Below are 11,585 nucleotides of genomic sequence, written 5' to 3'. Positions count from 1 at the left end.
TCATTCGGGCGCGCTGGCATGCCGACATCGTCGACCAGTGCGTCACTGCGTTCGAGGCGGAGCTTGCCGTTCTCGGCGGCGGCCGCTTCGCCGTCGATGTCTTCGACGTGCCCGGCGCCTACGAGATCCCATTGCATGCCAAGACCCTCGCCGAGACCGGCCGCTATGCCGCGATCCTCGGCACCGCCTTCGTCGTCAATGGCGGCATCTACCGGCACGATTTCGTCGCCGGCGCCGTCCTCGACGGCATGATGACCGTGCAGCTCGCGACCGGCGTGCCGGTGCTTTCGGCGGTGCTGACGCCGCACAATTATCACGACAGCGCCGAGCACCACCGCTTCTTCTTCGAGCACTTCCAGGTCAAGGGCAAGGAAGCGGCCAAGGCCTGCGTTGAGATAAGTGCGGCGCGGGAAAAGATCGCGGCTTGAGGCGCGGTTGCCGGGGTGGCAATCCCGGTAACAGCCTCTAATATCGCGAAAAAACCGAGATCGGGAGCATGCCGGTGCAGACCAAGAAGATCATCAACGACGGCAACCGTTCCGTCGACGAGATGCTGGAAGGAATACTGGCCGCGCATCCTCGCCACCTCAGGAGCGTGGACGGCAGCCCGCGCTCGATCATCGCCCGCGACGGGCCACGGCCAGGCAAGGTCGGGCTGGTCATCGGCGGCGGCTCGGGCCACGAGCCGACCTTTCTCGGCTTCGTCGGCAAGGGGCTGGCGGATGCCGCGGCGGTCGGCAATGTCTTTGCCTCGCCGCCGCCGGACCCGATCCTCGAATGCGCCAAGGCGGTGAGCCGCGGCGCTGGCGTCCTGTTCATGTACGGCAACTATGCCGGCGACGTGATGAATTTCGACATGGCGGCCGAGATGGCGGCGATGGACGACATCGAGGTGCGCACGGTGCTGACCACCGACGACGTGGCCTCTGCGCCGCGCGACCAGCGGGGCAAGCGGCGCGGCGTCGCCGGCAATTTCTTCATCTTCAAGGCGGCGGGCGCGGCCTGCGACCGCATGCTCTCCTTCGACGAAGTCGAGCGCATCGCCAGGAAGGCCAACGACCACACCTTCACTATGGGCGTGGCGCTGTCGCCCTGCTCGCTGCCGCAGACGCGGCGGCCGAACTTCGAGATCGGCGCCGACGAGATGGAGATCGGCATGGGCATCCATGGCGAGCCCGGCATCGCGCGCGGCAAGCTCAGGACCGCTGACGAGATCACCGACGAGATGCTGGACAGGATCATTGCCGAGATGGCGCCGTCGCGTGGCGACAAGGTCGCGGTGCTGGTCAACTCGCTCGGCTCGACGCCGTTGATGGAGCTCTACATCATGAACCGGCGCGTCAAGCAGCGGCTCGACGACATCGGCGTCTCGGTGCATGCGACCTGGGTCGGCAATTACTGCACCTCGCTGGAAATGGCCGGCGCCTCGCTGACGCTGGAGCATCTCGACGGCGAGCTGCAGACCCTGCTCGACCATCCGTGCGATTGCGCCATGTTCCGCGCCGGCTGAGGGAATTTCCATGACCGCCATCGGAACGGCAGAGCTGAAGAGAATGTTCGACGCCATCGCCGCGGCGATCGAGGCCGATAAGGACAGGCTCTGCCAACTCGACGGCGTCATCGGCGACGCCGACCACGGCATCGCCATGGCGCTCGGCTTCAATGCCGCGCGCGATGCGCTCGCCGCGCTCGATCTTGTGGCGATCGAGCCGACGGCGCTGCTCAACACTGCGGCGAAATCCTTCCTCAACGCCGTCGGCGCCTCGTCGGGCCCGCTTTACGCGACCGCCTTGATGCGCGCCGCCGCCGCCGTCAAAGGCAAGGCGACGCTGGCGGCAGACGATGTGGTCGCCATGGTCCAGGCGATGGCGCAAGGCATCAAGGATCGCGGCAAGGCCGAAATCGGCGAAAAGACGATGATCGACGCCTGGCAGCCGGCGGCCGAGGCGGCCGCCGCCGCGCACGCCGCGGGCAAAAGCCTGGCCGAGAGCCTGCAGGCCGCGCTGACCGCCGCCGAAAGCGGCGCCGAAGCGACCAAGGACATGATCGCGGCCAAGGGCCGATCCTCGCGGCTCGGCGAGCGTTCGCTCGGCCATATCGACCCGGGTGCTGCCTCGGCCGTCACCGTCATCGGCGCGATGCGAAGCAGTCTCAATTAGGCCTTGGCTGCATCCAAACGGTTGATCGCCTGAACATTGCCGGCCGACGGCCCCTTCTCGTCGAATTCCGAGGCGAGCCAGGTATCGACGATCGCCTTGGCGAGCTCCGGACCGATGACGCGGGCGCCCATGGTGATGATCTGGGCGTTGTTGGATTTCGCCGCGCGCTCGGCCGAATAGGTGTCGTGGGTGAGTGCGGCGCGGATGCCCGGCACCTTGTTGGCCGAGATCGAGACGCCGATGCCGGTGCCGCAGAACAGGATGCCGCGATCGTTCTCGCCGTCGACGATGGTCTGGGCGAGCTTTTGCGACAGATCGGCATAGTAGCCGGCCTGGCTGAGGTCGCTGACGCTGAGGCCGGATTTGGTGGCGAGGTGGGCGGCGATGACGTCGAGCAAGGGCTTGCCGGCGCTGTCCGCTCCAATGGCTATTCGCATGATCTTGTCCTTTCCTGTTCGAATGATGTCAGATCGCGGCTGAGGCGCGCTGGAGGATGTCGATGTAGCCTTGCGCCCGCCAGGCGGAGCGGCCGATGAAGAGGCCGTCAATGTTTGGTTGGCCGATCAGCTCGGCCGCGTTGCCGGGGTTGACGCTGCCGCCGTAGAGCACCGGCGGCACCGAAGGCAGCAGGCCGCCGGCAACCGTTTTGATCAGCGCCTGTTGCCTGTCGGCATAGTCGGAGCTGGCCGGAATGCCCTTGTCACCGATCGCCCAGACGGGCTCATAGGCGAACAGGATTTTTGCTCCCCTCGCCTCGCCTTCGAGGAATTGCAGCGCGCCCTCGACCTGCGCGGTCAACACGGCATCGGCCTTGCCGCTCTCCCGCTCGGCGAGCGTCTCGCCGACGCAGATCAGCGGGATCAGCCCGTGCCTGACCGCCGCCGCCGTCTTCAGGCCGACCGTGTGGTCGGTCTCGCCGAAATGCTGGCGCCGCTCGCTGTGGCCGAGCTCGACCAGGTCGAGGCCGCAATCGCCGAGCATCAGCGGCGATATCTCGCCGGTCCAGGCGCCGGCATCGGCCCAATGCATGTTCTGGGCACCGACCTTGATGCGCGTCGATGCCAGCGCCTGCTTGACCTCGCGCACCGCCGTGAAGGGCGGAATGACGAAGGGCTGGATGCGCTGGTCGAACCCCGGCGCGAAGCCGGCCAGCGCCTTGGCGAAAGCGAGCGCCTCGGCGAGCGTCTTGTTCATCTTCCAGCTTGTACCGACCCAGTAGACCACGCGTACCACTCCCCTATTCCTTGCCGTCGACAACCGTCAGTGAAACCCCTGTGGCTTCCAGCTCGTCACGCACGGGCTGGCCGAGTTCGCTGCCGGTGAAGACCGCGTCGAACGCCTTGAGGTCGGTGAGAAAATGCAGCGCCGTGCGGCCGAACTTGCCGTGATCGACCAGCAGATATTTGCGCCCCGCCGCCGCCATCATCAGGCGCTTGGTCTGCACCACCTCTTGGTCCTGGTGGAAGGCCGAGCTGCCGTGGATGGCCGACGACGACAGGAAGGCGACGTCGGCACGCAGCGATTTCAGCGTCTCCTCGGCGAGCAGGCCGAAGAAGCCGTGGAACTTCTTGCTGTACTGGCCGCCGAGCGCGATCAGCGTGATGCCGCCGACACCGGCGAGATCCTGGATGACGGCGAGATTGTTGGAGATCACCGTCAGCGGGCGAAGATCGGCGAGGTGCCCGGCGATGCCGCCCGCCGTCGAGCCGTCATCGATAATCACCGTCTGCCCCGGCTCGATCATGGCGACGGCGGCGGCGGCAAGGCGCAGCTTCTCACCGACCGCCTGCTTTTGCCGGTAGCGGAAATCGCTCTCGAACAGGCCGCTCGGTTGGATCGAGGCGCCGCCTCGCACCTTGCGGAGGAAGCCGTTCTCCTCCAGCTCGTCGAGGTCGCGATGAACGGTCATCTTCGAGACGCCGAAGCGCGCGGCGAGATCCTCGACGGAGGCGGTGCCGGCCTCCATCAGGAAATCCATGACGCCTTGCCGGCGGCTGTCGCTCTTCACTCCGCGGTTCCTCCGAGCGTCCGGGCGCCTTGGTCGCTCTTCCATATATAACAACAGATATCGCATTCATATCACAATATCTGTGATAATGTGACAATGGCGTGGGATTTTCCTTTGCCGGAGATTGCCGACCTGTAACAAGAATTGCTCCCTGCGACGCGCCGGACGGTTGCGGTCCGCCGGGATTCCGGCCAGAAGCATCGGCGGGCTGGACGACGGTCGAACAGCCAGCAACCGAATTCGAAACCAGTTACGGGAGACTATTGGGTGGCTCGCATCACACTGAGACAATTGCTCGACCATGCCGCCGAACACGGCTATGGCGTGCCGGCCTTCAACATGAACAACATGGAACAGGGCCTCGCCATCATGGAGGCGGCCGAGGAGACCAAGTCGCCGGTCATCCTGCAGGCCAGCCGCGGCGCGCGCGCCTATGCCAATGACGTGGTGCTGGCCAAGCTGATCGACGCGCTGGTCGAAATCCACCCCGACATCCCGGTCTGCATGCATCTCGACCACGGCAACAACGAAGCGACCTGCGTCACCGCGATCCAGTACGGCTTCACCTCGGTGATGATGGACGGCTCGCTCAAGGAAGACGGAAAGTCGCCGGCCGACTACGCCTACAATTCAGGCATCACGCGCCGCGTCGTCGACATGGCGCATTGGGGCGGCGTCTCGGTCGAAGGCGAGATCGGCGTGCTCGGCTCGCTGGAAAGCGGCGGCGGCGAGCAGGAAGACGGCCACGGCGTCGAGGGCGCGATCAGCCACGACCAGCTTCTGACCGATCCGGAACAGGCGGTGGAGTTCGTCAAGGACACGCATGTCGACGCGCTGGCGGTTGCCATGGGCACCAGCCACGGCGCCTACAAATTCTCGCGCAAGCCGGACGGCGCGGTGCTGGCGATGAACGTGATCGAGGAGATCCACCGCCGCCTGCCGAACATGCACCTGGTCATGCACGGCTCGTCGTCGGTGCCGGAGGATCTGCAGGAGATCATCAACAAGTACGGCGGCCAGATGAAGCCGACCTGGGGCGTTCCGGTCGAGGAGATCCAGCGCGGCATCAAGCACGGCGTGCGCAAGATCAACATCGACACCGACAACCGCATGGCGCTGACCGGCGCGATCCGCAAGGTGCTGACCGAGAACCCGAGCGAGTTCGACCCGCGCAAGTACCTGACGCCGGCGATGGCCGCGATGAAGAAGCTCTGCAAGGAGCGCTTCGAGCAGTTCGGCACCGCCGGCAACGCGCCGAAGATCAAGCCGATCCCGCTGTCGGACATGGCCAAGCGCTACAAGGCGGGCAGCCTCGATCCGAAGTTCGGCTGAGGTCTGTTCCGACCCGGTTCAAACGGCGTGAGCCACAGCGGCTCGCGCCCATTTACTTTGCCTGCGGCGACAGATCCGATCGTCCGGCGTCGATGAACGGCGCCCAATAGTCGACGGATTCGCGGATCATTGCGACGACCTGGTGGTCGACCGGCTCGCGCTCGCGGAAGGACAGTTCCAGGCAGATCTCGTTGTCGGTGCCGCCGCCGCGCCGCACAGTCTCCAGGAATTTCTCCGGAGTAATGCGGCCATCCCTGTTGTAGGCGGCGGTGAAGGGCCAGTGGCCGCCCTTGTTCATCGACGACTGCTTGATGTGGATGATCGGCGACTCTTTCGGGAAAGCCTCGGCCCAGGCATAGGGGTCGATGTCGGCGGGATTGCTGGAGGTGACGTCGCCATGGTCGATGTCGACCATCATCTTCAACGGGATGGCGAGGCCCGCAGCTTCGATCTCGCTGTGCAGCGCGCGGCAGCTTTCGATGGTGTGGCCGAACTCGCGACCGACCGACATAGGTTCCCAGAACAGATAGGTGAGACCCGCGGCCTTCGCATGATCGGCGACCTCACGCCAGCATTCCATCGCGATGTCGAGCAGCCGGGCGCGGCGCTCAGGGTCGTCGTAATCCTTGTGGGTGAAGATCGCGAACTGCGTGCCGATGCCGCTGGCGCCGAGCTCGGCCGAAATGGCGGCGAAGGTCTTGAACCAGTCTACATAGTAGCGGCGCACGTCGGCATCGGGATGGCCGAAATGGTTGAGCCGGCCATAGGGGCCGGTCATGCCGGACGTGATGCGCACGCCGGTGCGGTCGAGCGCGGCGCGGAACAGGCGGACGAATTTGGCGATCGTCGCCGCGGGCCAGCCGGGATTTACGAATTCATGCGTGAGCTGGACGTCCCTTATGCCGATGTCATAGGCGATGGCGTCGATCAGGTCGTCCGGATCGGCAAAGCGGTTGACCAGCGGGTTGGTGTTGAGGGAGAGCGTGAAGGCCAAATTCCAGACTCCTATTCAGGCCTGCCCGACAGCGTGACGACCGATGGCGCACGCACCCGAACCGCCGACATGAAGCGCAATCATTGCAGCACGCTGCCGGCGCGCCGGTTGAGCTCCTGGCGGTATTTCTCGGCGTCCCAGTTCAGGAGCTCGGCATTCTCCTCGATGCTGAGATAGTTGACGCGCGCCGTCGGATCGACGCGGATGACGACATCGGCGAGGCAGCGCGCCATCGCCTCGGCGCCGGCATTGGCATCCCGGCGCATCAGTATGCCCTTGCCGGGGAAGAGGATGGAGGCTGGAGCCGGCTGCCGGGCAGCCGTTGTCCGCGCCACCACGGCGGCGGCATTCTCGTTCGGACCGGCGATCGCCGAGCCGATGCCGAGAAAGATCACGTGGTCCGGGTAGAGACTGCCCGAGGCGGCGATCCGGCAACTGGCGAGATCGGTGGCGGCGGCGTGCGCCTCGATCGCGACCGGAAGGCGGTAGGCACTACCCATGGCGAGCCTGATCAGCGCGTCGATGTCGGGCGCAGGCGCCTTGCGCGGCGCGCGGGCAAGCAGGCCAGTGACGCGCCGCAGCAATAGGTTTGCCTCGGTGACCGTCTCGGCCGCGACCACCAGCCCATGGTTGCCGAGCACGAGCACGTCGGTGCGCGGCTTCAGCCGTTCGGCGATGCCTTGCGCCAGCGGCAGGCCCGGCCGGCGATAGGGCACGAAGGCCCAGTCGAGGCCGCGCAGGCGTTCCTCCAGCAGCGCCTCGGCGTTGGCCTGGACGGCGATCGCGATGGTCTCGACGCAGTGGACATGGACGACGACCTTTCGCGGCAGCAATGCATGCACCGTCGTCTCAATGGACGGGCGCAACTGGTGCGGGTTGAGCTCGGCAAGCGTGAACACGGCGGCCTTCTCGGCCGCCGGGTCGTTGCGCGCGACGGCATCGAGCAAGGGCGCCAGCGCCACCGGGACCATGATGTCGTTGCTGGCCGCGTTCATCAGCCAGGTGCCGGAGGCCTTGATCCACAGCACACCGGCTTGCTTGAGCGAGGTGTTGCCACCGGCGCCCTGGACCAGCAGAGGATCGGCGCCGACACTGGCCGACAGGACACGCAACGCCTGCAATTCGGCGGCATCATGATCATTACGTTCTGCCATCAGCCGGCCTTTGCCAATCGGTTCGCGCACCAGTCCTCGAAGGTGCCTCTCTCAGCGGCCGAGAGATGCAGACCGTGCTTGGTGCGGCGGTCGAGGATGTCGGCGGCGGTCGACGCCCACTCATGCTCGAACAGGTAGCTCGCCTCGCGCTCGAAGAAATCCCTGCCAAAGTGCCGCCCGAGCTGGTCGAGCGATCCGGCATTGCCGACCAGAGCGCGTGTCCGCGTGCCATAGAGCCGGCCATAATGCTTGAGCAGCGAGGCCGGCATCCAGGGGTAGTCGCGGCCGAGGTCGCCGAGGAACTGCTCGAAGTCGGCATTGGCGATGTCGCCGCCCGGCAGATGCGCAGCGGAAGTCCACGCCTTGCCCATTCTCGGAAAGAACGGCTGGATGCGGTCGAGCGCGTGCTCGGCGAGCTTGCGGAAGGTGGTGATCTTGCCGCCGAAGACGGAGAGCAGCGGCGCCCGCCCGGTCGGCGCGTCCAGCTCGAAAATATAGTCGCGCGTCACCGCGCTCGGATTGTCGGCATTGTCGTCATAAAGCGGCCTGACGCCGGAGAACGAGTAGACGACGTCGCCGCGCGTCAGGCCGCGCTTGAAGTAGCGGTTGACGACCTTGATCAGGTAGTCGATCTCGCTCTCCTCCGCCGCCACGTCTTCCGGGCGCCCTTCATAGGGAATGTCGGTGGTGCCGATCAGCGCCAGGTCGTTCTGATAGGGATTGATGAAGATGACGCGCTTGTCGTTGTTCTGGACGAGATAGGCCTGCCGCCCCTCCCAGAATTTCGGCACGACGATGTGGCTACCCTTGACCAGGCGGACATTGCGCTTGGAGTTCTGCCCGGCGACGCGGTTGACGACATCGTTGACCCAGGGGCCGGCGGCATTGATCAGCGCCTTTGCCCGGACCGTGGTCTTCACGCCGGTCCTGCCGTCGCGCATCTCGACCGACCACAGGCCCTTGTCGCGACGGGCGGCGGTGCAAGCGGTGCGGGTGAAGACCCTCGCCCCGCGCTCCGCCGCGTCCAGGGCGTTGATGACGACGAGGCGGGCATCGTCGACCCAGCAGTCGGAATATTCGAAACCACGCTTGAAAGCGTCCTTGATCGGCGCGCCCTCTGGCGCCGTGCGCAGGTTCAGCGTACGCGTGGCCGGCAGCCGCTTGCGGCCGCCGAGATGATCATAGAGGAACAGGCCGATGCGGACCAGCCAGGCCGGCCGATCGTCGGGGCTGTGCGGCAGCACGAAGCGCATCGGCCAGATGATGTGCGGGGCGGATTCCAAGAGCACCTCGCGCTCGATCAGCGCTTCCCGCACCAGCCGGAACTCGTAATATTCGAGATAGCGCAGGCCGCCATGGACCAGCTTGCCGGAGCGTGAGCTGGTGCCTTCGGCGAGATCGTCCTTCTCGCACAGGATGACGGACAGGCCACGGCCGGCGGCGTCGCGCGCGATGCCGGCGCCGTTGACGCCGCCGCCGATGACGAAAAGGTCGACAATGTCGCCGTCACCGCTCATCTCGCCGAACCCTCTACGCAACGCTTCATGGCACTCAGCACGGATTGACCGGCGGCAGGCCGGCAAGATAGCGGCGCACTTCCTCGGCCGCCTGCTCGGCCGCGTAGGTGACGGTGCGCACCGAGGCGCCAGCGATATGCGGGGTGAGCGTCACATTCGGCAGCTGCAGCAGCGGCCAATCCGAAGGCACCGGCTCGATCGCGAAGGTTTCCAGCATGGCGCAGGCGATATGGCCGGAGACCAGCGCCTCGTAAAGCGCGTCATAGTCGACCAGCGGCCCGCGCGCGGTGTTGATGAAGATCACGCCGGCCTTCATGCCGGCGATGGTGTCCTTGTTGATCAGGCCGCGGGTTTCCGCGGTCACCCGGGAGTGCAGGGTGACCACGTCGGAGCGCGACAGGAGTTCGTCGAACGCGACCAGCTCGACGCCGGCATTGCGGTCGTCCGCGCTCAGCTGCACGTAGGGATCGCAGACCAGGACGCGGCAGCCGAAGGCGCGCAGCAGGCGCACCACCTTCGTGCCGATATTGCCATAGCCGACGACACCGACGGTCATCTCGCTGAGCTCGCGGCCGGTGCGGTCGGCGCGGTAGAGATCGCCGCGCCATTCGCCCTTGCGCAGGGCCTCGTGACCGACGCGGATCAGCCGCGTCTCGGCGAGGATGGCGCCGATGGTGAACTCGGCGACGGCGCTCGCGTTGCGGCCTGGAACGTTGACGACGCGGATGTCGTGAGCCTTGGCGGCCGCCATGTCGATGTTGATCGGTCCGCCGCGCGACACAGCGACCAGTTTCAACGCCGGAAGGCGCCGCATCATTCCATCCGAGAGCGGAGCGAGCTGGGTCACCAGGATCTCGGCATCGCCGACAAAATCGACCACCTCGTCCGGATGGCCGAAATACTCCTTTACCTTGTCGAGGCCGAGCGCGGTGTTGCCGAACTCCATCGGCTCGTCGGGCCACGCGGTTTCCAGCGTGCGGATGTCGAGGCTGTTGCCGCAGGCCTTCTCGATCTCAATCCGAAAGACCTCCGGGAGCATGAAACGGTCGCCGATGATCGCAATTTTTCTGTGCATGCTCGACTTCTCAATTTGCCTTCGCCGCGGCCATCGACCGCCAGACCGGACGCAACGCCTCGTGCGCCAATGTGTAGGATGGCGCCATCCTGTCGTAGATGGCGGCGAGTTGCGGGTCGCTCGGCTCGGCCTTGCCGAGCAGAGGCGTGACCCATTCGGCGACGCAATCGTCCATCGACCGGTAGAGGCCGACGCAGACCGCCGCGATCATGGCGGCACCCGCGGCGCCCGCCTCCTCGCGCTCGCTGGTGCGCGTCGCGGCGCCGACGGCGGCGCCGAGGATCTTGCGCAGGGCCGGGCTGCGTGCCGCGCCGCCGGTGAGGCGGATCTCTCGCGGCAGCGAGCCCATGGCGGCGTAACAATCGCGCGAAGCGAAGGCCAGCCCCTCGAAAACGGCGCGCACCATGTCGGCATAGCCGTGGCGCGAGGAAATGCCGACGAAGCCAGCCCTTGCATTGGCATCGACGAACGGACCCCGCTCGCCGGCCTCCGACACATAGGGCTGGTAGATCAGCGAAGCCGGCTTCGACGACGATATCCAGCCGTCGACCAGCGCGATCATCTCGCCATTCGAGCGCGAGATGCCTTGCGCGGCAAGGATGCCGGAGGCGAGCCCTAGCACCCAGTCGATGTTGAGCGTCGCCGCCATGTTCGACTGCATCTGCGCGAAGACGCCGGGCGCCGGCATGGTCATGGTGTAGCCGGTCTTGGCCTCGTTCAGGAGCACCTCGTCCGGGGTCTCGGCAAGGCGCATGTGCATGCCGGTGGAGCCAATGATGGAACAGCCGGGCTTGCGCTGGCGGTCGAACAGGCCGGCGCCGAGCGCGGTGCAGGCGACGTCGACATAGGCGAGTACGACCGGCGTGCCGGCGATCAGCCCGCTGGCATCGGCCGCCGCCTTGGACAGGGCGGCGCTTTGCCTAGTGCCGTCGACGATCGGCGGCAGCAAATGCCGGAGGTCGGCGACGCCGAGCACGTCGAGCACATCGTCGGAGTAATCGCGCGTGCGGAAATCGCCGAAGGTGAAGGTCCCTTCCGAAGGGTCGGTGGCGCGCTCGCCGGTCAGCTTGAAATAGAGCCAGTCCTTGCAATGGAATGCCGTCGCGGCGCTGGCAAGCATTGCCGGCATGTTTCGTTTCATGAAGACGAACTGCGATCCCTGCTGGCAGGCGGCAAGCCCGCTGCCGGTCTTTTCGAAGCGCAGTCGGTCCTCCGGCCGGGCGCGGATCTCCTCGACCTCCCTGGCGGCGCGCGCGTCGAGCCACAGCCAGCCTTTGGCGACTGGCTCGCCGCCCTTGTCGATCAGCCACGTGCCGTCGCCCTGCCCAGTCACCGCTATGGTGATT

Annotated in this window: 12 protein-coding genes; 4 read left to right on the top strand and 8 right to left on the bottom strand. The window is 66.1% G+C overall.

Translation table 11 applies throughout. The annotated features are described in order from the left end of the window. Positions 1-2: 2 nt before the first annotated feature. The 3 genes from EOA33_RS11260 (at position 3) to dhaL (ending at position 2,159) form a co-directional block, all read left to right on the top strand. A complete protein-coding gene (locus EOA33_RS11260; protein ID WP_245482302.1) occupies positions 3-428 on the top strand; it encodes a 6,7-dimethyl-8-ribityllumazine synthase in 426 nt (141 codons plus the stop codon). A 68-nt stretch (positions 429-496) separates the two neighbouring features. Beyond that, complete coding sequence (locus tag EOA33_RS11255) at positions 497-1,510, top strand: dihydroxyacetone kinase subunit DhaK (protein ID WP_190233853.1); 1,014 nt, start codon at positions 497-499, stop codon at positions 1,508-1,510. Positions 1,511-1,520: 10 nt separating this feature from the next. Next, the gene (gene dhaL / locus EOA33_RS11250; RefSeq protein WP_127405652.1) at positions 1,521-2,159 is read left to right on the top strand and encodes a dihydroxyacetone kinase subunit DhaL; all 639 of its coding nucleotides are present in this window, start codon (positions 1,521-1,523) and stop codon (positions 2,157-2,159) included. On the opposite strand, the gene EOA33_RS11245 is transcribed toward dhaL, so the two are convergent. The 3 genes from EOA33_RS11245 to EOA33_RS11235 are packed head-to-tail and all read right to left on the bottom strand — an operon-like array spanning position 2,156 to position 4,167. After that, positions 2,156-2,596, bottom strand: coding sequence for an RpiB/LacA/LacB family sugar-phosphate isomerase (locus EOA33_RS11245; RefSeq protein WP_126056068.1), 441 nt, complete (start codon positions 2,594-2,596; stop codon positions 2,156-2,158). The genes dhaL and EOA33_RS11245 overlap by 4 nt on opposite strands. Before the next feature lie 28 nt (positions 2,597-2,624). Next, the gene (locus EOA33_RS11240; RefSeq protein ID WP_126059196.1) at positions 2,625-3,383 is read right to left on the bottom strand and encodes a triose-phosphate isomerase; all 759 of its coding nucleotides are present in this window, start codon (positions 3,381-3,383) and stop codon (positions 2,625-2,627) included. 13 nt (positions 3,384-3,396) lie between these two features. Beyond that, the gene (locus tag EOA33_RS11235; RefSeq protein ID WP_126056069.1) at positions 3,397-4,167 is read right to left on the bottom strand and encodes a DeoR/GlpR family DNA-binding transcription regulator; all 771 of its coding nucleotides are present in this window, start codon (positions 4,165-4,167) and stop codon (positions 3,397-3,399) included. 267 nt (positions 4,168-4,434) lie between these two features. Here EOA33_RS11235 and fba point away from each other — a divergent pair, with 267 nt between their 5' ends. After that, entirely contained in the window at positions 4,435-5,499 is a 1,065-nt protein-coding gene (gene fba / locus EOA33_RS11230) for a class II fructose-bisphosphate aldolase (RefSeq protein WP_127310708.1), read from the top strand. A gap of 52 nt (positions 5,500-5,551) precedes the next feature. Here fba and EOA33_RS11225 read toward each other — a convergent pair whose 3' ends face one another. The 5 genes from EOA33_RS11225 to EOA33_RS11205 form a co-directional block, all read right to left on the bottom strand. After that, positions 5,552-6,493 carry a TIM barrel protein gene (locus tag EOA33_RS11225; protein ID WP_127405651.1) on the bottom strand — a complete coding sequence of 314 codons (942 nt, stop codon included), beginning with the start codon at positions 6,491-6,493 and terminating at the stop codon, positions 5,552-5,554. Between the two features lie 80 nt (positions 6,494-6,573). After that, on the bottom strand, positions 6,574-7,647 hold the full coding sequence (locus EOA33_RS11220) for a class II aldolase/adducin family protein (RefSeq protein WP_127405650.1): 1,074 nt from the start codon (positions 7,645-7,647) through the stop codon (positions 6,574-6,576). Next, positions 7,647-9,164: a glycerol-3-phosphate dehydrogenase gene (locus EOA33_RS11215; RefSeq protein ID WP_127405649.1), complete on the bottom strand. Its 1,518-nt coding sequence runs from the start codon at positions 9,162-9,164 to the stop codon at positions 7,647-7,649. The genes EOA33_RS11220 and EOA33_RS11215 overlap by 1 nt, the downstream gene beginning before the upstream one ends. A gap of 34 nt (positions 9,165-9,198) precedes the next feature. Next, entirely contained in the window at positions 9,199-10,239 is a 1,041-nt protein-coding gene (locus EOA33_RS11210; RefSeq protein ID WP_127405648.1) for a 2-hydroxyacid dehydrogenase, read from the bottom strand. Between the two features lie 10 nt (positions 10,240-10,249). Further along, positions 10,250-11,585, bottom strand: a 1,336-nt coding sequence (locus EOA33_RS11205; protein ID WP_145989113.1) for an FGGY-family carbohydrate kinase, incomplete at its 5' end; no start/stop codon positions are given.

The organism is Mesorhizobium sp. M4A.F.Ca.ET.050.02.1.1, assembly GCF_003997725.1.
GTDB lineage: Bacteria > Pseudomonadota > Alphaproteobacteria > Rhizobiales > Rhizobiaceae > Mesorhizobium.
Note: the sequence above shows the minus strand (reverse complement) of the source record. Positions and strands in the feature narration are given on the sequence as shown.

Bases quoted from the DNA above. Each gene is read 5' to 3' on its own strand.
- EOA33_RS11255 (WP_190233853.1), top strand. From the start codon at position 497: ATGCCGGTGCAGACCAAGAAGATCATCAACGACGGCAACCGTTCCGTC.
- dhaL (WP_127405652.1), top strand. From the start codon at position 1,521: ATGACCGCCATCGGAACGGCAGAGCTGAAGAGAATGTTCGACGCCATC.
- EOA33_RS11245 (WP_126056068.1), bottom strand. From the start codon at position 2,596: ATGCGAATAGCCATTGGAGCGGACAGCGCCGGCAAGCCCTTGCTCGAC.
- EOA33_RS11220 (WP_127405650.1), bottom strand. From the start codon at position 7,647: ATGGCAGAACGTAATGATCATGATGCCGCCGAATTGCAGGCGTTGCGT.
- EOA33_RS11215 (WP_127405649.1), bottom strand. From the start codon at position 9,164: ATGAGCGGTGACGGCGACATTGTCGACCTTTTCGTCATCGGCGGCGGC.
- EOA33_RS11210 (WP_127405648.1), bottom strand. From the start codon at position 10,239: ATGCACAGAAAAATTGCGATCATCGGCGACCGTTTCATGCTCCCGGAG.